The organism is Streptomyces sp. MUSC 14 (genome assembly GCF_001866675.1).
Taxonomy (GTDB): domain Bacteria; phylum Actinomycetota; class Actinomycetes; order Streptomycetales; family Streptomycetaceae; genus Streptomyces.
In genome coordinates, this window is the sequence record NZ_MLYN01000007.1 from 55,844 (window position 1) to 75,374 (window position 19,531).

At 68.0% G+C, this 19,531-nt stretch carries 23 protein-coding genes and 1 pseudogene; 19 read left to right on the forward strand and 5 right to left on the reverse strand.

The window, feature by feature from the left end; genetic code table 11:
* Window positions 1–7: 7 nt before the first annotated feature.
* From BIV25_RS01505 to BIV25_RS54170, 4 genes and pseudogenes are all read right to left on the reverse strand, one after another.
* Window positions 8–982 (reverse strand): antibiotic biosynthesis monooxygenase, encoded by a 975-nt coding sequence (locus BIV25_RS01505; protein WP_071370244.1) that lies wholly within the window; start codon window positions 980–982, stop codon window positions 8–10.
* Window positions 979–3,705 (reverse strand): molybdopterin-dependent oxidoreductase, encoded by a 2,727-nt coding sequence (locus BIV25_RS01510; protein ID WP_071370245.1) that lies wholly within the window; start codon window positions 3,703–3,705, stop codon window positions 979–981. Before BIV25_RS01510 ends, BIV25_RS01505 begins: the two co-directional genes overlap by 4 nt.
* Window positions 3,702–4,529, reverse strand: a complete 828-nt coding sequence (locus BIV25_RS01515; RefSeq protein ID WP_071370246.1) for a xanthine dehydrogenase family protein subunit M — start codon at window positions 4,527–4,529, stop codon at window positions 3,702–3,704. The genes BIV25_RS01510 and BIV25_RS01515 overlap by 4 nt, the downstream gene beginning before the upstream one ends.
* 414 nt (window positions 4,530–4,943) lie before the next feature.
* A pseudogene (locus tag BIV25_RS54170) lies at window positions 4,944–5,030 on the reverse strand (glutamine synthetase); the annotation flags it as partial.
* Window positions 5,031–5,582: 552 nt separating this feature from the next.
* Here BIV25_RS54170 and BIV25_RS50205 point away from each other — a divergent pair.
* The 4 genes from BIV25_RS50205 (at window position 5,583) to BIV25_RS01530 (ending at window position 9,833) form a co-directional block, all read left to right on the forward strand.
* The gene (locus BIV25_RS50205; protein ID WP_143076564.1) at window positions 5,583–6,629 is read left to right on the forward strand and encodes an LPO_1073/Vpar_1526 family protein; all 1,047 of its coding nucleotides are present in this window, start codon (window positions 5,583–5,585) and stop codon (window positions 6,627–6,629) included.
* Window positions 6,630–6,678: 49 nt separating this feature from the next.
* Entirely contained in the window at window positions 6,679–7,869 is a 1,191-nt protein-coding gene (locus tag BIV25_RS50210; RefSeq protein ID WP_371272977.1) for an LPO_1073/Vpar_1526 family protein, read from the forward strand.
* Window positions 7,870–8,037: 168 nt separating this feature from the next.
* Window positions 8,038–9,273 (forward strand): helix-turn-helix domain-containing protein, encoded by a 1,236-nt coding sequence (locus BIV25_RS01525; RefSeq protein WP_071370248.1) that lies wholly within the window; start codon window positions 8,038–8,040, stop codon window positions 9,271–9,273.
* Window positions 9,270–9,833 (forward strand): flavoprotein, encoded by a 564-nt coding sequence (locus tag BIV25_RS01530; protein ID WP_256255513.1) that lies wholly within the window; start codon window positions 9,270–9,272, stop codon window positions 9,831–9,833. Before BIV25_RS01525 ends, BIV25_RS01530 begins: the two co-directional genes overlap by 4 nt.
* A 216-nt stretch (window positions 9,834–10,049) precedes the next feature.
* On the opposite strand, the gene BIV25_RS01535 is transcribed toward BIV25_RS01530, so the two are convergent.
* Window positions 10,050–10,445: a GntR family transcriptional regulator gene (locus BIV25_RS01535; RefSeq protein ID WP_071370250.1), complete on the reverse strand. Its 396-nt coding sequence runs from the start codon at window positions 10,443–10,445 to the stop codon at window positions 10,050–10,052.
* A 769-nt stretch (window positions 10,446–11,214) separates the two neighbouring features.
* Here BIV25_RS01535 and BIV25_RS50735 point away from each other — a divergent pair.
* From BIV25_RS50735 to BIV25_RS01600, 15 genes are all read left to right on the forward strand, one after another.
* Entirely contained in the window at window positions 11,215–11,382 is a 168-nt protein-coding gene (locus tag BIV25_RS50735) for a hypothetical protein (RefSeq protein ID WP_177235123.1), read from the forward strand.
* 112 nt (window positions 11,383–11,494) lie between these two features.
* The gene (locus BIV25_RS01540) at window positions 11,495–11,677 is read left to right on the forward strand and encodes a hypothetical protein (protein WP_071370251.1); all 183 of its coding nucleotides are present in this window, start codon (window positions 11,495–11,497) and stop codon (window positions 11,675–11,677) included.
* 80 nt (window positions 11,678–11,757) lie between these two features.
* Window positions 11,758–12,138, forward strand: a complete 381-nt coding sequence (locus BIV25_RS01545) for an RNase adapter RapZ (protein WP_071370252.1) — start codon at window positions 11,758–11,760, stop codon at window positions 12,136–12,138.
* Window positions 12,139–12,259: 121 nt separating this feature from the next.
* Window positions 12,260–12,394, forward strand: coding sequence for a hypothetical protein (locus tag BIV25_RS52315; protein WP_256255514.1), 135 nt, complete (start codon window positions 12,260–12,262; stop codon window positions 12,392–12,394).
* Window positions 12,395–12,508: 114 nt separating this feature from the next.
* Entirely contained in the window at window positions 12,509–12,778 is a 270-nt protein-coding gene (locus tag BIV25_RS01550) for a DUF6284 family protein (RefSeq protein WP_071370253.1), read from the forward strand.
* Window positions 12,775–13,041: a hypothetical protein gene (locus tag BIV25_RS01555; RefSeq protein ID WP_071370254.1), complete on the forward strand. Its 267-nt coding sequence runs from the start codon at window positions 12,775–12,777 to the stop codon at window positions 13,039–13,041. Before BIV25_RS01550 ends, BIV25_RS01555 begins: the two co-directional genes overlap by 4 nt.
* Complete coding sequence (locus BIV25_RS01560; protein ID WP_071370255.1) at window positions 13,038–13,685, forward strand: GGDEF domain-containing protein; 648 nt, start codon at window positions 13,038–13,040, stop codon at window positions 13,683–13,685. Before BIV25_RS01555 ends, BIV25_RS01560 begins: the two co-directional genes overlap by 4 nt.
* The gene (locus BIV25_RS01565; RefSeq protein WP_071370256.1) at window positions 13,682–14,656 is read left to right on the forward strand and encodes a DUF2637 domain-containing protein; all 975 of its coding nucleotides are present in this window, start codon (window positions 13,682–13,684) and stop codon (window positions 14,654–14,656) included. The genes BIV25_RS01560 and BIV25_RS01565 overlap by 4 nt, the downstream gene beginning before the upstream one ends.
* Window positions 14,656–15,006 carry an RRQRL motif-containing zinc-binding protein gene (locus tag BIV25_RS01570; RefSeq protein ID WP_071370257.1) on the forward strand — a complete coding sequence of 117 codons (351 nt, stop codon included), beginning with the start codon at window positions 14,656–14,658 and terminating at the stop codon, window positions 15,004–15,006. Before BIV25_RS01565 ends, BIV25_RS01570 begins: the two co-directional genes overlap by 1 nt.
* Entirely contained in the window at window positions 14,990–15,367 is a 378-nt protein-coding gene (locus tag BIV25_RS01575; protein WP_071370258.1) for a DUF6251 family protein, read from the forward strand. The genes BIV25_RS01570 and BIV25_RS01575 overlap by 17 nt, the downstream gene beginning before the upstream one ends.
* Before the next feature lie 79 nt (window positions 15,368–15,446).
* Window positions 15,447–15,635, forward strand: coding sequence for a DUF6257 family protein (locus BIV25_RS01580; protein ID WP_071370259.1), 189 nt, complete (start codon window positions 15,447–15,449; stop codon window positions 15,633–15,635).
* Window positions 15,636–15,722: 87 nt separating this feature from the next.
* Window positions 15,723–17,804 carry a cell division protein FtsK gene (locus BIV25_RS01585; protein ID WP_071370260.1) on the forward strand — a complete coding sequence of 694 codons (2,082 nt, stop codon included), beginning with the start codon at window positions 15,723–15,725 and terminating at the stop codon, window positions 17,802–17,804.
* A 413-nt stretch (window positions 17,805–18,217) separates the two neighbouring features.
* Window positions 18,218–18,406: a hypothetical protein gene (locus tag BIV25_RS01595; protein WP_071370262.1), complete on the forward strand. Its 189-nt coding sequence runs from the start codon at window positions 18,218–18,220 to the stop codon at window positions 18,404–18,406.
* Between the two features lie 28 nt (window positions 18,407–18,434).
* Window positions 18,435–18,599, forward strand: coding sequence for a hypothetical protein (locus tag BIV25_RS50740; protein ID WP_177235124.1), 165 nt, complete (start codon window positions 18,435–18,437; stop codon window positions 18,597–18,599).
* A gap of 85 nt (window positions 18,600–18,684) precedes the next feature.
* Complete coding sequence (locus tag BIV25_RS01600; protein ID WP_071370263.1) at window positions 18,685–19,530, forward strand: bifunctional DNA primase/polymerase; 846 nt, start codon at window positions 18,685–18,687, stop codon at window positions 19,528–19,530.
* The last annotated feature ends 1 nt before the right edge of the window (window position 19,531 follow it).

A 19,531-nucleotide genomic window follows, 5' to 3' on the forward strand; every position in this document is an offset into this window, starting at 1 on the left:
GCCCCGGTCAGGGCAGCGTCCAGAACCTGACGGTGACCAGGTAGAAGACGGCGGCCCAGAAGACCATCGCCGTCGCGACGATGCCCAGGCCGCGGATGTCGGCTCCGCGCGACGGCTCGGCCGCGGGGTGGCGCAGCCAGCGGCCGAGCAGCGGGTTCACGTAGTAGGGCATCGTGAGGAAGCTCATGAGGAAGCTCGACAGCAGGTTGCCCACGAGCAGGCCGATCCAGAGCGGCAGGTGCAGCGGGAACAGGGCGAGCGTCAGGAACACGACGGTCGGGTAGAGGCCGACCCAGACGGCGAGCGAGGTCTTCGTCCCGGAGGGCGGCGGCGGTGTCTGCTTGCCGCCGCCCTCGAAGGCGAACCAGCTGCCGAAGGAGTTGTCGATCGTGCGCAGCCGGAAGTCGTCGAACTTCCCGCCCTCGGCCAGGATCCGCTGCCGCTCGGGTGACGTCAGCCAGGCGTCGAGGTGCTCCGCGCTGTCGTAGCGGTACAGGGTGGTCCATTCCTCCTGGAGGCCCTCGACGGGGCGGAACAGCTCGGTCCCGCGGAACCCCTCGAACGTGCTCTCCTCCTGTGTCATGCGGTGCTGCCAGTCGAGGAACTCCTCGACGTGACGCGGGGCGACCCGGTGGGTGACCACCACGGTCACGAGGGGGTCGGGGGTCCGGGTGCCGCTGCTGACCACCTGCTGGGTCGCCGGGCCGTCGAAGTACGGGGCACCGGAGTCGAGATACGTCTGCCGGGTCGCGCTGTTGATCCACGTCTGCAGATGCGGCACCGAGTCGAAGCGGTACACGACGACCCAGTCGGGTTGCAGCGGTGTCGGCGGGGAGGTCTCGGCGCCGAGGAAGCCGGGGTAGGAGGCGGCCGCGGTGTTGAGGTCCGCCTGCCAGGACGCGAAGTCCTCCTCAGCCCCGGGCAGGACCTTCTGACCGATGATCGCCGTGGCCGCGGCGGCCGCGTTCTTCGCGGTGTTCATGGTGCTCGGCCCGCCGCCACCGACTGCTGTGCCTGGAGTCGGCCGTAGATCCGTTCCGGGGTGAGCGGCAGCGCGCGGTAGCGGACGCCGGTCGCGTCGTGGACGGCGTTGGCCAGCGCGGGGGCCACCGGGTTGATGCAGCACTCCGCCATGCCCTTGGCGTGCAGCGGCCCCACCGAGTCCGCCGAACCGACCAGGATGACCTCGGTGCGGGGGACGTCGGCGTAGGTGGGGATGCGGTAGTTGCGCAGGCTGGGGTTGGTCATGACGCCGTGGTCGTCGACGTGGTGGTTCTCGGTGAGTGCGAAGCCGATGCCCTGGGCGACCCCGCCCTCCACCTGCCCGCGGACCTGAGCGGGGTTGATCACCACTCCGGCGTCCGCCGCCTGCACGCTGTACAGGATCCGTATCTCCCCCGTCACCCGGTGCACGGCGACCCGGAACCCCTGGGTGTTGGAAGTGACGCTGCGGGGCGAGCCGTAGGCCTTGCGGGCGGCGGTGAACCGGATGCCGCGCGCGCGTGCCGCCGCGACGAGCTCGGCCAGCGACACCCGCCGGTCCCCGCAGACGACCCCGTCGTCGTCCATGGAGCACAGCACGACGTGCACGCCCGTGTGCGCCGCGGCGAACTCCAGGATGCGGTCGCGTACGGCACCGGCGGCGCGCAGCACGGCGTTGCCGGCCACGGACAGGCCCGCGCTCGCGAAGGCGCCGGTGTCGAATCCGGTGCGGTCGGTGTCGGACTGCACCAGACGGATGCGCGCCGGTGTCGTGCGCAGCTGACCGGCCGCGAGCTGGACATGGGCGGTGGAGGTGCCCTCCCCGAACTCGACCGTTCCCACGGCCAGTTCGTAGACGAGGTCGTCGCCGAGCGTCACCCAGGCCTCGGAGAGGTGCTCGGTCGGAGGCGCGGTCTCGTGCAGGGAGCTCGCCACGCCGGTTCCGACGAGCCACTCGGGGCCGGGGGGCCGCTGGTCGGCCGTACGGGCCAGGGCGTCGCCCACCAGGTCGATGCACCGCGCGAGGCCGTCCTCGGTGAAGACCACGTCGTCGGGGCCGTCGTGCAGGGCGACCAGGGGCTCGCCCGGCCGCACGATGTTGCGCCGGCGCAGTTCGAGCGGGTCGAGGTGCAGGGCACGGGCCAGTTCGTCCATCGCCGACTCGACGGCGAACGCCGGCTGGGTCATCCCGTAACCGCGCAGGGCGCCGCTCGGCACGGTGTTCGTGTAGACGGAGTAGGCGTCGTACCTCTTGTTGGGGCAGCGGTAGACCATGACGGCGGCGCCGCCCGCGTACAGCGTCTCGCCGCCGTGGTTGCCGTAGGCGCCCGTGTTGGACACGTTGCGCACCTGGACGGCGGTGAGCGTGCCGTCCGCCTTCGCGCCGAGCTTGACCGTGAGGGTCATCGGGTGCCGCGGCGAGGCCGTGGTGAACTCCTCCTCGCGGGTGTACTCCAGGCAGCTGGGCCGCCCGGTGTCGAGGGTGGCGAGCGCGACCAGGTCCTCCGCTATCACCTCCTGTTTGCCGCCGAATCCGCCGCCGACGCGTGCGCAGAACACCCGCACCTGGTCGGGCCGCAGCGCGAAGAGGTACTCCAGTTTGACCTTGGCGATCGACGGCGACTGCGAACTGGTGCGGACGTTCAGCCGGCCGTCCTGAAGCCAGGCGATCGCGCCGTGGGTCTCCAGGTGGGCGTGCTGCACCCGCGGTGAGACGTACGTGCCCTCGTGGACCACGTCGGCCTGGGCGAAGCCGGCGTCGACGTCGCCGACGTGGGAGTGCAGTTCGAGCAGGATGTTGTGCTCGGGGTCGCGGACGAACGGGTCGTCGCAGCCGTGCAGTCGGGGCGCGCCGTCGGCCATCGCCGCCTCGGGGTCGAACACCGCCGGCAGCACCTCGTACTCCACGGCCAGGCGCCGGCAGCCCTCCTCCGCCGCGCCGACCGTGTCGGCCAGGACCGCGGCGACGCGCTGGCCGGCGAAGCGGACCGTGTCGTCGAGGACGAGGGTGTCGTCCGGGTCGACCAGGTGGTCGGTGTGGATCGCCGTGGTGAAGCGTTTACGGGGCACGTCCTGCCAGGTGTAGACGCGGTGCACGCCGGGCACCGCGAGCGCGGCGCTCTTGTCGATCGAGACGATCCGGGCGTGCGCGTGGGGCGAGTGCAGCACCTTGAGGTGCAGCATGCCGTCGATGTGCGTGTCCATCGTGAACTCGGCGTGGCCGGTGACCACGTCGTGGCCCGCGGGCGCGCCGACGCTCGTCCCGACGGTCTTGCCGGGCGTGGCCGTCTCCACCGCGCCGACGCCCTTCACGGCGTCCTCGATCGCCCGGTAGCCGGTGCAGCGGCAGAGGTTGCCCTTCAGCGACCGGGGCAGATCGGCCTTCTGTTCCTCGGTGAAGGTGGCCGACGTCATGATCATCCCGGCGGTGCAGAAGCCGCACTGGAATCCCGGGGCGTCCTCGAAGCGCTGCTGCACGGGATGCGGTGCGCCGGGCCGCCCGAGGCCCTCGATCGTGGTCACCGCACGGCCGTCCGCCCGGAACGCGGGGGTGATGCAGCTGTGCACGGGGTCGCCGTCCAGCCATACCGTGCAGGCTCCGCAGTCGCCCGCGTCGCACCCCTTCTTGACGCCGAAGTGGCCGAGTTCGCGCAGGAAGGTGCGCAGGCACTGGCCGGGGGCCGGTTCCCGGTCGAACGTCCGGCCGTTCACGAGGAAGGTCATGGCAGGTCCCCAGCCGTGAGCTCGCGGCGGATCTCCTCGGCGAAGTGGTACGTCAGATGGCGGCGGTGCTCGGGGGTGCCGTTGGCGTCGGCGAACCAGAGGTCGGCCGGCAGGGCGTCGATGCGGCGGCGCAGGGTCCGGGCATCGGGTACGGAGGCGAAGTCGAGGCGGACGGGCCGGGTGGTGCCGGCGGTGAGGGTGAGCGACAGGTCGGTCCCGCCCCGTCCCTGGGTGCCGACGAGGAACACCGTCGAACGGCCGAGCCGGGTCAGACTGAAGCGGCGGTGCGCGGTGCGTCTGCGCAGCGCGTGTGCGGGAAGGGTGACGCGGCGCAGGATCTCGCCGGGCGTGAGGATGTTGCGGTGCTCGCCCGTGACGAAGTCGAGGGCGTCGACGAAGCGCCGGGAGCCGTCGGGAGCCCACAGTTCGCAGCGCGCCTCCAGCGCCACGGCCAGCGTGATCATCGGACCTGCGGGCAGGGCCATGCAGATGTTGCCGCCGACGGTCGCCGCGTTCCAGACCTTGAACGAGGACAGGAAGGCCTCGCAGGCCGCGTGGAAGAGGATGCCCGCCGTCCAGTCCAGGGGCCAGGTCTGGGCGTACAGGTCACGGATGGTGCAGGTGGCACCGATCTCCAGGCCCTGCTCGCTCTGGACGAGGGGCTCCCAGCGCAGCGCGGTCAGGTCGATCAGCCGGCTCAGGTCCGGTTGCTCCACGGAATAGAGCCAGGTGCCCCCGGCGAGCCAGGCGTCCCCCTCACGCCAGTCCGCGCCCGGCTGTTCGGAGGGCCGCCGGACTACGTGGGTGATGGTGTTGAGGTCCATGAGAACCGACCTACGGAGGACCGGCCCACGCGGGACGATCGCCCCGCCCGTCACGGCGGGGACCGGTGGGGCCGGGAGGGCAGAACACCTTTGTCCCAGCGTATCTCGGCGCATCCACGACGGCCCGGGGGACGCGAACGACCGACCGTAGCCGGACCGCGCCGGAGAGTCACCCCGGCGTCGTACCGTCAACTCGGCCCGCCGACGGCCGAGTTACGGCCATGGCGGCCGCCGGGCCGGACACCTCGCAGCACCCGTGCCGGCAGCGATGGTGTCCCCTCTCGTGGCGTAGCCGAGCAATGCGGCGGAATCCCCAGGTCACGGATCGGCTCCGAAGCGGGGCTGGCAGGCCGTGACCGGCTCCCACCACCACGAGGGACACGACCCGGCAGCCCCCCGTGACGCCGCGCGGCCCTACAGCACCGGCAGGTTCTTCCGCAGCTCGAACGCGGTGACCTCCGAGCGGTACTCCTCCCACTCGGACTTCTTGTTGCGCAGGAAGTGACGACGGCTCGCGGCGACCTCGCGTGATCGCCGTCAGCGCAGGGTTGGCCGGGTGCCGAGCGGTCGTCATTGGCCGTCGTTGGTCACCTTGGGCCGCCCTTCGACGGCCCACAGACGGCCCGGCAAACCCTGCCCCCAAGCGTGCCCAGCCGCCTTGTGGCCTTGCTCAGGTCGCCCCCTGACTTGCTCAGTTTCTGAGTACCAGCCTCACTCGGACCTCGGCACGTCCACAATGTCGTTGTGACACCACAACAACGGCGGAATGTATGGATTTCACTGGTCGTGACCGGCGTGGCCCTGGCAGGGTTCGGGGCGTACCTGATCAACATTGGACTAGACAAGGCAAACCAGGTGACAGGCATCGCAGGGTTCTTTGTCACAGTTCTCGGCCTTGGAGTTTCTGTCTATTCGACAATGGAAGCGCGAGGCGGCGCCCGATCGGGACCTGCCGCGACCACCCGGATGAGCCAGAGAAGTGGCGATAATTCAACGAACATTCAAGCTTCGGGTGATATTAAATTCGGCAATGATAACAGAATGGGTCGTTAATTGAAGAAATGGCTAAAGCAGAGCGCGGGAAGCAACAGTGCTCTAATTCAAGCGGAGAATATCAGCATTGGTGTTGGGGTCGCAGATGTAGAACATATTTGCGGCAGGCTATTCGAGGAGAGGTTTTCCAGTTACTCACGGGAGGCGTACGAGCTCGCCAAGGAGCGCTTCGAAGAGTTCACAGTTAATTATCTCGCCGAAATAGTCGGAACAGATCCGTGTCTTCTTGAAAATATCAAGGATCCCGGTGTCCAGTCGGCCGTCATGGAGGCGCAATGCGGGTTCGCACGTAGCGGCGATGAGGATTTGGGGATAATTCTCGTAGAGTTGCTTGTTCAGCGTACCGGCGTGATCAACCGAGACATCAAACAACTCGCTTTTGATGAGGCGATCCGCGTTGCCCAGAAGTTGACACTGCGCCACTTGAGATTGGTCAGCCTTCTCTTCTACTTCCGCAACGTTACTTATCGAACCAGGAGCTATAAGGAGCTGCGTGACTCGTGGGGAATCCACCTCCCTCCCCTAGTCAAAGACTTGGACTTCTCTAGCTCTGACGCGAAGTACTTACTGGCGACCGGCTGTGCAATCCATGACATCGAGCCCGTCAGTGTTATCAAGGCCATCAAGGATGGCAGCCCCGGCCTATTACAGAGGGGGCAATTACGATCACGCCGTGAGATATCAGAGTTTCTGAAGGTTGAATCAGAGGAGCCCCTCCTCGTTCCATCTGAGCGTGGCCCCGGACCATTTGAAGTTAATGCTCAGACCGAGGAAGAGGCTCGCGAGCTAGCGAAGAAAGCCGGCCTCCAGTCGGCCGACACGGAAACCCTCGTTTCACTGATGAAATCAGATCTCATTGGCAATACCGAGATCATTAACGACCTCGCACAAGCCGTCCCCCACGGGAGAGAGCTGGTTCGAAAATGGACGCAGCTCGGAATGTCGCGTCTGGAGCTCACGATTTCAGGTATTGCTATTGCCCACTCGTATTGTGGCCAACTTTACGGCAAGGGGTTCCCGGGTGACATCGGTACTTGGATCAGCTAGAACGGGCGGCGGTATGAGTGCGAGTAGCTGAGATCGGATCGCCAGCCGCATGTATGCACCAACTGACACAGACCATGTGCCTCGAAGCGGCAAGTATGCCACCTTGGCAAATATAACCAAGCGGGGACTGCTGCACCAACAGAAAAAGTATTGGCAGGTACCATTGATCTGGCGACAGAAGCAGCGCGGCGGCGACAGCTCGACAAATATCCAAGCACAAGTAGCGCAGTTCGGCGTAAGCTACGACGACGCCAAAGCTATTGCCATGGACGTCTTCAAAGAAAATTTCGCAAAGCTGTCACAGAATGCACATCGTATAGCGATTGAACGGGCTGATGAATTCACTCTGAACTACTTGAGTGAACTCCACGAGAGGGAGCCCGAGGCAGTCGAGAACATCGAAGATCCGGGCGTACAGTCAGACATACTAGAGGCGCAGGCAGGTTTCGCACGAAGCGGCGATAGAGACCTCGGCGAGGTGCTTGTAGATATTTTGGTGGATCGAACCGCAAGAACAGGTAGAACCACCGTCAGCCTCGCCCTGAGTGCCGCGATTTCAACGGCGCAGAAACTCACTAGGAGTCAATTTGCAGCACTAAGTGCTCTTTTTGTCTTCAAGCAGCTCAGGATTCTCCAGGTTGGCCACTATGAGCAGGTATACCAGCATCTCTCTCGCTACCTAGATCCTATGAGGGACGATATGGTGCGCCTTTCAGGCTCGGACGTTCAGTACCTGGCGGCACTCGGATGCATCACAATCTCAATGGGATCAGCTCCAATCCCCCAGGTCCTACAGAGGACTTACCCGGGACTCTTTTTTCAAGGTGTCGATATCAGCTCGGCACCAAGTGGGCCGAGCGGAGCAGCAGAAGACGGGCCAGAGTTCATCATAAACAAGCTGAAAGGAACTCGCGCGGTAATCAGAAGTCTTAGAGATCCCGCAAAATTCCAGATTAACGCGGTTGACAGTGAGGGTCTGCATGCTCTGCTGTCAGACAGTGATCTTCTTGAATACGAAGAGCTCTTGCAGCGCACACTTAGCGCTCGCCCCGTAGACGGAGATGTAATTCTCAGTGAAATGCGGAAGCATAGTGCTGCGCTGGGAGAAGTGATAGACGCATACCAGGAGAGAACACTTCAAAATTGCAGCAACACGGCCATCGGAACAGCTATCGGTCACGCCAATCTACGCAAGACGACGGGCGGGGAATTTGGATCCGCTCTTGACATTTGGATCTAGTAGATCCGCAAAAACACGAGATCAGAGACCCGGACATTGTGTCCGGGTCTCTTTGCTATGGGTCCTTCACGCTGGTGCTGGCGCTGGTGGTGAACAAGGCCAACTACCCCCATCATCACTGGCTCTGTACCGTGAAACTGGCCCCCAACCAGCAGGAGGCAGCAGGCAATGCGTGGTCTCGGAGATCACCTCAGCATCGGCGAGCGGATCGCGTTCTACCGCAAGCGCCGTGGCTACACGCAAGAGGTCTTGGCCGGACTGGTCGGACGAAGTACCGACTGGTTGGCCAAGATCGAGACAGGACGTAGGAAGCCGCCCCGTATCGACATGCTGGCGGAACTGTCGCGCATCCTGCGCGTCCCTCTCGGGGACCTGCTCGGTCAGACCGTGCTCATGGAGGACGAGAGGCACCAGGACGACGTGCCGGCCGTACGCGACGCGCTCATGAGCCCGCGTCGGCTGTCACGCTTGCTCTTCGGTCCGGAAGCCGAGGTGCAACTTCCTACACCTGCCCCTGTCGCCGTGCGTGTGGAGCAGGCATGGAACGACTATCAGGGCGGCCGGCTCGGCAGCGTCATCACGGCTCTTCCGGCCCTTCTACAGACAGCTCAGGAGCTGGAGGAGCGAGCGGCTCGCCACGGTGACGACCGTAGCGACTGTTGGGCGGTGTCAGCCCGTACCCACCACCTCGCAGCGACGACCCTCGCCAAGGTCGGCGAATCGGATATCTCGTGGCTCGCTGCCGAGCGCGCGATGCGTGCCGCAGACGAGTCTGACGACCCGCTCGTCCTGGCGTCCGCCGCACGGTCCGGCACGCACGCCCTGCTGGCCAATGGCCGGTACAACGACGCGTTGGAACTAGGCGACACGGCCGCCGCTTGGCTCTCGTCTCGGGTGACCGACAACGACCCTGCGGCGCTGAGTCTGCTGGGGATGATCCACCTGCGGGCGGCTGTCGCAGCGGCACGCCACCAGGACCGGCCCACCGCAACCCGCCTGTTGGATCGAGCCGAGGAACTCGCGGATGACCTTGGCTCGGATGAGAACTACTGGCAGACCGGCTTCGGCCCCACGAACGTCCTGCTTCACCGTCTGTCGGTTGAGCTGGACCTCGACAACGTGTCGTACGTGGTGGAACACGGTCGGATCAACGTCGACCACATGCCGCAGGAACGCAGCGTGTCGCACCGTATCGACTTCGCGCGCGCCCTGTCGCTCAGCGGACAAGGCGATGAGGCGTTCGCGGAACTGCGTACTGCTGAGCGCACATCTCCGCAGCTCGTGCGCAACAATCCGAGGGTTCGCGAGACGCTGCGGGATCTCATCAAGCAATCACCAGTCACCGGCGGCTCGCGATCGTCCGAAGTGTTCGTGATGGCTCAACGGTGCAGGGCGGTGCAGTGAGTTCAGGCAAGCGTGGAGTGCTCGGAGTCGTCGGGTCGGCTGCCGGAGGCGTAGAGGCGCTGCGCACCGGCCTGGTTGAGCCAGCGATGCAACGCGGCTGGCAGGTGGCTGTCACTCTGACGCCGACCGCAGGTCAGTGGCTACGGATGAGTGGCGAGGTCGAGCAATTGGAGAAGCTGACCGGCCTACCCGTGCGCGATGAACCGCGCCTGCCTGGCGAGGCACGACCGCACCCGCCGGTCGACTGCTACGTCGTGGCCCCCGCATCAGCCAACATGGTGGCCAAACTCGCCACGGGACTGATGGACAACCAGGCGTTGACTCAGGTGGGCGAGGCGATCGGCACCCTCGGGTTGCCCGTCGTCGTCTTCCCTCGGGTGAACGCTGCACACGCCCGCCACCCGGCATGGCAGCACCACATCGACACCCTTCGGGCGGGGGGCGTGCGTGTCATCTACGGCCCGGAGGTGTGGCCGCTGTACGAGCCGCGCGAAGCGCCGGCGGGGCGCGAACTCCCGTGGGGGGCAGTGCTGGACGCCGTGGATGAGGTCACCAGGTAGCGGGCCGTCAACCCTCCTGACCTGTGAAGAAAGAGGACCCGGACAGTCTGTCCGGGTCCTCTGCCGTTCACGGCTACATGCTCATTGGCATGCCAGGGATCAATGAGCGAAGCGGCGAGCTGGAATGCATGACTCCTGCTGAACTCGCTTTGATCAAAGCGAGTTTGGGGGACGCACGCCTCAAGGTCGAACGACTGCTGAGGCGCGCGGAAGAACTCACGGCGAAGGTGGAGTCTCGCTACCCACAAGTCGCTCAAGCCGATCAAGCCGCTCCCCGAGCGAATGGAGAGCGTCATGGATCGTGCTGAGTTCCGTGGCCAAAGCCGCGAAGGCAGGGCTGCTTCCTGGCTCGGTGCCAAGGGGCGCCGCAGGATCACGGACGAACGTCCCGCGTCCCTGCTGACTGAGGATCAGCCCCTCGTCACGGAGTTGACCGTACGCGCTCTGAACAGTCATGAGCTGCACACCAAGCTCTTTGGCGAGCGCGCGGGCTGCCGGCAACCGGTCCCCTGCGTCGTACTCGCGATCGGGGCCCGTGATCTTCTCGCGGAACTGCGCCGCAATCTCCTTGGCCGTCGGCGTGGGCTTGGGCACTTCGGGGCTCTGATCCATACCCCCGAGAGTAACCGGACCTAGGTCAATCTCTCACCCTCCAGCCGAACCCTCTTGACATTCAGATTGACCTGGGTCAATCTGAACTCATCGCCGGAACGCAAGGCCGCAAGGGCTTCACCGGCTGTATCAGCAAGTGCTTGACCTGCAAGAACGCACCACGAAGGACCCCGTCGGACCCGCTTACACGCGGCCCGAGCGGCAGGGGAGACGTAGAAGTCCGTCGTCTTCACGGATTGATCGGTGTCATCGGCTAAGCCGTTGGTCTGACCCTCGGGCGTAGACCCAGGGACCGGATCGGCGGGGATCCCGGTGATTGGGCCGCACCCAGCCCATGGCATCCAGGGAGCATCCACTCAGCGAGTGACGACTGAGTGGCCGTGGTGACCGCGCGCCGACCAAGCGAAGGGAATAAGGCGCGTACGGAGCCGCGAGAGACAGTGACGGGCTTCCCGTCACTCGTCATGCGGGCAGGGCGCTGGGCGTCGCGTCGGTGGCCTGCCCGTTTGATGAGGAACCAGAGCGGTCCCCACGGGGTGCGACCCGGGGGACCGCGTACAGGCACCTGATCTGGAGGAACCTGTGGTCACCAGTCTGACAGACAAGGAGCGCGACAACCTGTCGCGCAAGAACGCTGAGGCGAACAAGCGCAGTGAGGACAACGCCCGTGCGCGGGGCGGTCGTTGATGGCTGACACCGAGCACACCAAGGCGAAACCGCCGCTTCCAGTACGTCCGCCTCGCCCGCACCCGCACGCGGAGGTGCGCTGATGGCGCCCGACCCGGCGGCCTGGCACTTGGAAGCGAGCGCGGACGCGTGGGCCGCCGACCTCGGCCGGCAGGACCCCACTCCGGCCGCGGCTGAGCTCGCCTGGCAGCAGCAGGAGATCCGCACCGCCTACGAGGACGCGGCCCATCTGACCGAGCAGCCTCGGTAACACCCACCACCTCTACAGCCCCGGCCCGGCCGATCTCGGGCCTACGCCTCGAATGCAAGCCGGGGTACTCCCGCTGACCAGCGGGCCGCTCACATTCCAAAGGGAGAACCTCATGCGATTCCGTGACAGCGCCTCCGCCGCCGCCTCCGACGACCGGATGAAGGGCCGCACCAGCAACGACCTGCGGCGCGAGTACGACCTGATCAGCAGCGAGCGCGCCGGGGGCCACAACGCGCTCAGCGCGATCAACGCGCAGAACGACATTGCTCGCGAGCTGGAACGCCGGGACCGCTGACCCGGAAGCCCCGATGGTCGCAGGCCGGGTTCGACTCCCGGCCGGGGCACGCATCACCGGCCACTTCGTCTGGAGTTCGCATGAGCACTGTCGAGATCGTCTCGTTCGGCTACCTGCACGACGCGCCCCCGGCGGCGCACCTCACCATCGACCTGCGCCACCACTTCCGTGACCCGCACGTCTCGCCGGACCTGCGGTACATGACCGCCGAGGACGAGGCGGTCCGCACTGCGGTGCTGGGCACGCCCGGCATCACGGACCTGGTGGAAGCCACCGCCACGGCGGTCGACGCGTTCGCCTCCGGCCCCAGCGCCGGGACCGTGACCGTCGCCGACGGATGCGCCGGCGGCCGACACCGGGCCCCGACCTTCGCTCTCGCACTGGCCGAGCGGCTGACGGCCGCCGGGCACCGCGTGAGCATCCGTCACCGCGACATGGCCAGGGCCGTCGTTGAGCGCTGACCGCCCAGCCCCGGACCGGCCGTGACGGTGCTGCATCGAATGCAGCCCCGGGCACGCACCACCACCCCGACCACCTCGGAGAGGGCACCACGTGTTCGGTAAGAGCCACAGCATCTTCGTTATGTCCGGCGCACGCGGCCGTGGATACCGGTACTGCTGCACCTGCGGGGCCGAGGGCTTCACGGACCCCACCCGCCTCCTCGCGAGGCAGAGGGGCGAGCGGCACGTCGCCAAGTTCAAGGCCAACGGCCGCTAGCGAGATCTCTTCAGCCCCCACGGGGCTGATCCACACCACAACGGCGCGCACCCCCGGAGCGGCTACTCCGGGGGTGCTGTTGGGCCGTTCCACCTGTGAGAGGAACCACGACCCATGAAGCACATCGTCACAGTTCAGGACGCTGTTACCGCGTTCGAGCCGTGGATGGAACCCACCAGCGCGGAACTGGACGCTATCGAGCAGGAGATGCCGCTGATCCTCGCGGACGTCGACCTGTTGGACGCGCAGATCATCACCCTCGACCACGCCCCCACCGAGCTGGACACCCGCCGGATCCGCCGGGCCCGCCGCCGGGTGCTGGCCGAGCGGGCCGCGCTGGCCGAGCGCACGGCCACGGCGAGCCTGCCGGGCGGTGCGGCATGAACGACGACACCCGCGCGTTCCTGGCCGCCGTCCTGGACGCCATCGACATTCCCGCACCGGCCACCTTCGGCGACAGCGAAGCGTTCAGCCGTCTGCTGGAAGACCGTGTGCTAGACGCGGTCGTTGCCCTGACCGGCGCCCTGGAAGAGCCGCCGGCCGCCGACTGGGGGCTCGGCTGGCACACCAACTACCTGCGCAAGCAGCTCGCGAAGAAGCCGCCGACCACCTACCGCCACCACGACGCGGACGGGGGTGCGGCATGAACGATCTGCTCACCATGGCGTCTGCGGCTGCGCCGCTGGCAGGCGGGTGGGGCGTTCACGGGCTGTGGATGCGCCGCCGGCTGTCGGCCGCCCGGCGGGACCCGTTGTCGGGGCTGTGGACGAGGGCGCCGTTCGAACGCCGTGCGGCCCGCCTGCTGGCCCGCCACCACGCGGCGGTCGTGCTGGTCGACCTGGACGGCTTCAAGCCCCTCAACGACACCTTCGGGCACGCCGCCGGTGACGAGGCGATCCGGGTCACCGCCGCGAGCCTGAACATCGCGCTCGCCGAGCAGTCCGGGGCGATCGTGGCCCGGCTGGGCGGGGATGAGTTCGCCGCCGTCGTGCCGCTGGAGGAGCCGTTCACGCTGCCCTGGCTGCTGAACGATCTGCACGGAGCGCTCACCACCCCGTTCACCTACCGGGGCCGCACCCTCCGCGTCGGCGCTTCGGTGGGCGCGTGTCTGACCGCCGAGCTTCCGTCCCGTTCACTGCCGTTGGCGTTACGGCGGGCGGATGAGGCCATGTACACGGCCAAACGCGACGGGGGCGGCTGGTGCCTCGCCCACGGCCCCGACCTGACCCACACCAGCCGGGCCGGCCGCCGCTCGGGCCGCCCGGGAACGGGCGGAAGGGAGGCGGCGTGAACGCCGTTCATATCCGTTCAGCCGAGCGCGCCCTGTCGGTGGGCACCTGGCTGATCGTGGCCGGAGCGGTGCTCTACTCGGTCCTCACAGTGACCCCGCTCGCCGCCGCTCACACCCCGGCGAAGTGGTCGTGGACCGCACCGATTCTCCCGCTCGTCGTAGACGCTGCGGTCGTCATCGTCGTCCGGCTGGACGCCGTCCTGGCCCGGTTGAGCGGTCACGGTGGCCGGTGGCCCGTGGTGCTGCGGTGGATGACCGGGGGCATGACCCTGGCTCTGAACGTCGCCGACTCCGCCCTGAAGAACGACCTGGTGGGCGTCGCGGTCCACGCCGTGGCGCCGCTCCTGCTGATCGTGACCGCAGAGACGGGGCTCGCCTACCGGCGGGCCATCGCCGCCGCTGTCACAGCGTTGCAGGAACGGGAGCGGGCCGAGCGCGAGCAGCGTGAGCAGGCTGTTGCCGCCCGGCGGGAGGATGCCGCGCGGCGGGAGCGGGAGGCACGCGAGCACGCCGCGCAGTTGGCCCGTGAACAGCGTGAGCACGAAGCCCTCATGGCCCGGGAGCGGGCCGAGCGGGAAGCCGCCGAACGCCGCGAGGAACGCGAGCGGCAAGAGGCCCGTGAACGCGAGCGTGAACAGCGCGAGCGCGACCGTGAACGGGCCGAGCGGGAGGCGGCCGAGCGTCGCGAGCGCGAGCGTCGTGAGCGGGTGGAGCGTGAACGCCGTGAACAGGCCGAGCGGCAGCAGCGGGCCGAGCGTGAACGCGCCGCGCTGCTGGAGCGTGGCCCGGCCACCGTCAAGCTCCCGGAGGACGAAGCGCGCGCGATCGTGACCGCCGCGTTCACCGCCGGTCTGCCGGTGCGCTCTGCGGCCGAGCTGTGCGGCTGGTCGGTGGGTTGGGTCAACGCCCGCTATGCCGAACACCGGCCCCCGGACGCCGGCGGGGCTGGACTGACCGTCGTCGGCCGCTGATGGCCGCCATACCCGTCTACCCCTGGCACCTGGCCCCGGACGGATACGCCACCGTGCGCCAACTGCGCGCGCAGGGCCTCCGGCCGGGCGGCCAGGATGTGGCCGCGCAGGTCGAGCGCCCGCGCCGCCGGCGCGGCCCGCTCATCGCCTACCTGTACCGCGTCGACCTCGCCAAACCGGTCCGGCCCATGACCCCGGCCAGGTGGGCGGCGCTGGGCAAGGCGAACGCCGCCCGCCGCATCTGCCCCGCCTGCCGCGCGGATGCCGGATACGTCATTCCCTCTTCGCTCGGCATGTGCGTGCCGTGCGCCTTCCCCGAAGGAACCTCCTCGCATGGAATCGCTGCCTGACGTGCCCAAAGTCGTCCAGCTCCCGGACGGCACCTACGCCTACACCGATCAGCTTCCCGCCCCGCCGCAGTACTACAGCGGCCCGCAGATCATCCACCAGCACGTGCACCAGGCGCCCCCGGACCGCACCGTCCAGCGCATCGCTCTCGGCTCCGGCGTCGGCGCCGGAGCGGTCGCGGCCGGCGTGTACTTCGGCCCGCTGCTGGTCGGCGTGCTGACCGCCATGGCCGCGAACCTCGCACTGATCGCGTTCCTCGCGGCCGTGTGCGTGTGGGGTGTCGTCACCGTCGTCCGCTCCGTGGGCGGCACCGATGGCAAGCGCGCCGCCGGCAACGTCCGCCGGGCCCGCCGCCGGCGCTGACGGTTCCCCGCGGTTCCGGACCCTCGTGGTCCGGGGCCGTCGGGAGCCGGACAGTCCGGACCGGAACGGAGAAACCGCCGTGAGCAAGGAACAGCTCCGCCTCACCGCCGGCGAAAAGGCCCGCATCGCGTTTCTGGTCGCTCGGATGGCCAAGCGTGGGCTCGCCGATGACCGCCAGTTCGGCGGCCGGGTCGACCAGCGCGACCTTCAGCGCAAGGTCGAGCGGATCGAGGAGCAGGCCCGCAAACGCGCCAAGAACGGCAAGTAGCGACGCCCCGGGGGCGGTCATCCCGGCCAAGGAATCAGACCGCCCCCGGGCCACCCACCACCCTTCTGAGCAGCAGGAGTAGCCAGCATGACGGAAAGCCTGACGGGCCCGCACCTGCGCCCCGTGCCCAGCCTCGACAAGGACGACGACGCCCCGGCCGCGCCCGTCGCGGTCGACAACCCGGCGTTGCCGGACCCGAAGGTGACCATCGAGAAGCGCAAGCCGGTTCTCGCGGGATGGCTCACCAACCGGCGTGACTTCCTGGCCACCGCCCGCCACGCCGGCGCCAACGTCGGCTACGCCGCCCTCTACCACGGGGTCCGGCTCCCCGTGTATGCCGGACGGCTCGCCCTCATGTCGCCCCGGGGCGCCTGCCGGTACATCGCTTCTACCAACCGGTGGGTGTGGGACCGCGAGGCCGCCCCGTTGCGGGCTTACGCGGTCAAGACCGAGGACGTTGAGGAGTACATGCGCCTGGCCCGGCTGCGCGCCGGCCGCGTCCGGCTGCGCGGCCTGGTCACCGTCGTCGCGACCATGTTCGGTCTCGGGTTCGCTCTCTACCTGTACGTTCTCGCCCCCGAGTACCTGTACGCGTTCGCGGCTGGCGGGGTGCTGCTGCTCGGGATGGGCGGACAGCAGCCGGACGCCCCGGTCGTGGGCCCGGCGGTGCTGAAGACCGAGTTGCAGAAACTCACCGGCACCATCGTCCTGCGCGGTCTGGAGTCCATCGGCAACCCGAAGATCACCGCCGCCATCAAGAGGGGCGGCGACATGGACGGGATGCGCTTCACCAGCGAGATTGTCCGGGACGGGCCCGGCTACCGCGCCGACCTGGACCTTCCCTACGGAGTCACGCCGGACGACATCATGGAAAAGCGCGAGTCCCTCGCCTCCGGCCTGCGCCGCAAGGTCGGCTGCGTCTGGCCGTCCGGAGACGAGCACGAGCACGAAGGACGTCTCGTGCTGTGGGTCGGCGACCGGCCCATGAACGAGACGACGAAACCGGCCTGGCCACTGCTCAAGGACGGCCGCGTCGACCTGTTCAAACCGGTCATCTTCGGCAACGACCAGCGCATGCGCTGGGTCGAGGTCACCCTGATGTTCGCCGCCATCGTCATCGGCTCCATCCCCCGCATGGGCAAGACGTTCCTCCTGCGTCTGCTCCTGCTGATCTGCGCCCTCGATCCCCGCGCGGCCCTGTACGCGTTCGACCTCAAGGGCACCGGCGACCTCGGCCCGCTGGAACCCGTCTGCCACCGCTACCGCTCCGGCGAGGAGGACGAGGACATCGAGTACATCCTGCACGCCCTGCGGGAGATCAAGGAGGAGATCCGCCGCCGGGCCAAGGTGATCCGAAGCCTGCCGCGCTCGCGCTGCCCGGAGTCGAAGGTGACGCCGGACCTGGCCAGCGACAAGAGCCTTGGCCTGCACCCGATCGTCATCGGTATCGACGAGTGCCAGATGGTGTTCGAGCACGAGAAGTACGGCGCCGAGATCGAGTCCATCTGCACCGACATCACCAAGCGCGGCCCGGCCCTCGGCATCGTCGGCATGTTCGCCACCCAGCGGCCCGACGCGAAGTCGCTGCCGCCCGGCATCTCCGCCAACGCGGTCCTGCGGTTCTGCCTGAAGGTGATGAACCACCAGGCCAACGACATGGTTCTCGGCACCGGCACGTACAAGTCCGGGATCCGCGCGACCATGTTCAGCCGCCGCGACCTCGGTATCTGCTGGATGGCAGGCGAGGGCGACGACCCGCGCATCGTCGCGAGCGCGTTCGTGGACGCCCCGAAGGCCGAGCTGGTCGTCACCCGGGCGCGGAAGATGCGCGAGGAGTACGGCAACGTCACCGGCCACGCCATCGGCCAGGGCCCGCAGACCACCGGGACTGGATCCGACGTCCTCGCCGACACCCTCGACGTCATCGCGGAAGACGAGAAAGCCGTGTGGTGCGAGCGCATCGCGGTCCGTCTCTCCGACACGCGCCCCGAGACCTACGCCGGATGGGCCGGGGAGAACGTCACCGCCGCGCTCAAGCCGTGGGGCATCAAGCCGGGGCAGGTGTGGGGCACCACCGATGAGGGTGAGGGCGCCAACCGGCGCGGTATCAAGCGCGCCGACGTGGTGGCCGCGATTACTCGCCGTAACGCCGATCGGGCCGCCGCTTAGACCGAGCGCAGGTGCTAGACCTAGCGGCCGTCGCCGCTAGGTCTAGCACCTCCACTAGCGCCCTATAGGGCCGCTGATCAGCTTACTAGCGTCTAGCGGCCCACCTGCGAAAACACCCCGAAACCGCCCTGAGAAGGGATGTGAGCCCCCGTGGGCTTCGCTAGCCTCGCCCTCCTGCTGATCGCCGCTGGTTACGCACTGTTATGTGCGGTCCAGCCGTTCGCCCGGTGCCGGAAGTGCTCCGGCATCGGCGTTAGGCAGGCCCGCCGCAAGGTCAAACTCTGCCGCCGCTGCCACGGAGACCGCTACCGGCTCCGCCTCGGCCGCCGTCTGCTCAACACCGGCCGCGACATCCACCGCGCCGGCACCCGGCGCCCCCACTACGACCGCCACACCGACCGGGGGTTCACCTCATGGCCGTGACCGTCTCACTCGTCGCCCTGTTCGGACTCGTCCTGTTCTTCCTGCTCCGCAGTCACAGCCTCAGCTTCGGCGCCGCGTTCGCCGCCGTCATGTTCGGCTTCTTCCTCGCCTCCACCGGCGCCGCCGCACCCATCAACACCCTCACAACCGCCGTCGTCCACGCCATCCCCAACCCCTGAACCACCAGTGACGGAAGGAACACCGCACGTGGAAGACGAGATCTACTGCGACGACTGCGCCGACTACGGATGCCCCGGACACGAGACGTGCGAGGAGTGCTCCGGCGACATCTGCAACGAGTGCGGCGGCTGCGACTGCCCCGATTCGCCGTGCCCCGGCCCCGTCGCCCACTCCACCGGCACCGACTTCTAGCTACGCCAAGGGCGGCCCCCACTCTCGCCAAAGACCGGGGCCGCCCTCGTTCCACCCATCCAACTGAACAGTGGAGGTCACCAGCATGACCCACCCCACCCCTGCGTTGCGAGTGGCCCTCGCGCTCGCGGCCGCCGGCGTGCCCGTGCTCCCCCTGCGGCACGGCAAGGTGCCCGTCGGCAACTGCCCCTCCTGCGCGGGCGCCCCGCCCCGGTGCGGCGGACGGCCGAACATGAAGACCTCCGGGCCCTGCGCCTGCCCGGCCCCCTGCCACGCGTGGGCCGCCGCCACCACCGACCCGCACGTCCTCACCTCACCCGCGTGGGCACCGGCATGGCGCGAGGCTTCGGGCGTGGGCTACCACCCCGGCGGCGCGCGGCTCACCGTTGTCGACCTCGACACCCCGGACGCCGTCGCGTGGGCGCAGCGCAACTTGCCCGCGACCCGGATCGTGCCCACAACGCGCGGTCAGCACTGGATCTACCAGGGCGTCATGCGCTCGTCCAACGCGGTCCGGCCCGGCGTGGACCTCAAGTCCTCCATGGCTTATGCCCGGTGGCTTGGTCCCGGCATCGGCACCATCACCGCCCTGCCGGACACCGTCCGCGCGCTCACCGCGAGGAAGCACCTGATCCGGCCCGCACCGCAGGCCCTCACCGTGCCGACCGGGGGCGAGCAGTGCCGCCACCGCACGCCCGCCTACCTGGAGCGCGGCATCGTCATGGCCGAGCAGCAGATCACCGCAGCGCGCAGCGCGATCCACCACACCGTCTACCGCACCTTCCTCGCCGTGCTGTCCGCGCACGGCCGGTGCGGCTGCCTCACCGACGCCCACGTCGCGCGCCTGTTCACCGCCGCGCAGGCCAAGGGCGAATCCCCCCGGCACTGCACCGACGCGTGGACCAACGCCCGCACCGCACTGGGGATGTAGC

Excerpts from the sequence above, each read along its gene's own strand:
- BIV25_RS01505 (WP_071370244.1), bottom strand. The coding sequence starts at position 982 with ATGAACACCGCGAAGAACGCGGCCGCCGCGGCCACGGCGATCATCGGT.
- BIV25_RS01510 (WP_071370245.1), bottom strand. The coding sequence starts at position 3,705 with ATGACCTTCCTCGTGAACGGCCGGACGTTCGACCGGGAACCGGCCCCC.
- BIV25_RS01515 (WP_071370246.1), bottom strand. The coding sequence starts at position 4,529 with ATGGACCTCAACACCATCACCCACGTAGTCCGGCGGCCCTCCGAACAG.
- BIV25_RS50210 (WP_371272977.1), top strand. The coding sequence starts at position 6,679 with ATGTATGCACCAACTGACACAGACCATGTGCCTCGAAGCGGCAAGTAT.
- BIV25_RS01525 (WP_071370248.1), top strand. The coding sequence starts at position 8,038 with ATGCGTGGTCTCGGAGATCACCTCAGCATCGGCGAGCGGATCGCGTTC.
- BIV25_RS01535 (WP_071370250.1), bottom strand. The coding sequence starts at position 10,445 with ATGGATCAGAGCCCCGAAGTGCCCAAGCCCACGCCGACGGCCAAGGAG.
- BIV25_RS50735 (WP_177235123.1), top strand. The coding sequence starts at position 11,215 with ATGGCGCCCGACCCGGCGGCCTGGCACTTGGAAGCGAGCGCGGACGCG.
- BIV25_RS01540 (WP_071370251.1), top strand. The coding sequence starts at position 11,495 with ATGCGATTCCGTGACAGCGCCTCCGCCGCCGCCTCCGACGACCGGATG.
- BIV25_RS01545 (WP_071370252.1), top strand. The coding sequence starts at position 11,758 with ATGAGCACTGTCGAGATCGTCTCGTTCGGCTACCTGCACGACGCGCCC.
- BIV25_RS52315 (WP_256255514.1), top strand. The coding sequence starts at position 12,260 with ATGTCCGGCGCACGCGGCCGTGGATACCGGTACTGCTGCACCTGCGGG.
- BIV25_RS01550 (WP_071370253.1), top strand. The coding sequence starts at position 12,509 with ATGAAGCACATCGTCACAGTTCAGGACGCTGTTACCGCGTTCGAGCCG.
- BIV25_RS01555 (WP_071370254.1), top strand. The coding sequence starts at position 12,775 with ATGAACGACGACACCCGCGCGTTCCTGGCCGCCGTCCTGGACGCCATC.
- BIV25_RS01560 (WP_071370255.1), top strand. The coding sequence starts at position 13,038 with ATGAACGATCTGCTCACCATGGCGTCTGCGGCTGCGCCGCTGGCAGGC.
- BIV25_RS01570 (WP_071370257.1), top strand. The coding sequence starts at position 14,656 with ATGGCCGCCATACCCGTCTACCCCTGGCACCTGGCCCCGGACGGATAC.
- BIV25_RS01575 (WP_071370258.1), top strand. The coding sequence starts at position 14,990 with ATGGAATCGCTGCCTGACGTGCCCAAAGTCGTCCAGCTCCCGGACGGC.
- BIV25_RS01585 (WP_071370260.1), top strand. The coding sequence starts at position 15,723 with ATGACGGAAAGCCTGACGGGCCCGCACCTGCGCCCCGTGCCCAGCCTC.
- BIV25_RS01595 (WP_071370262.1), top strand. The coding sequence starts at position 18,218 with ATGGCCGTGACCGTCTCACTCGTCGCCCTGTTCGGACTCGTCCTGTTC.
- BIV25_RS01600 (WP_071370263.1), top strand. The coding sequence starts at position 18,685 with ATGACCCACCCCACCCCTGCGTTGCGAGTGGCCCTCGCGCTCGCGGCC.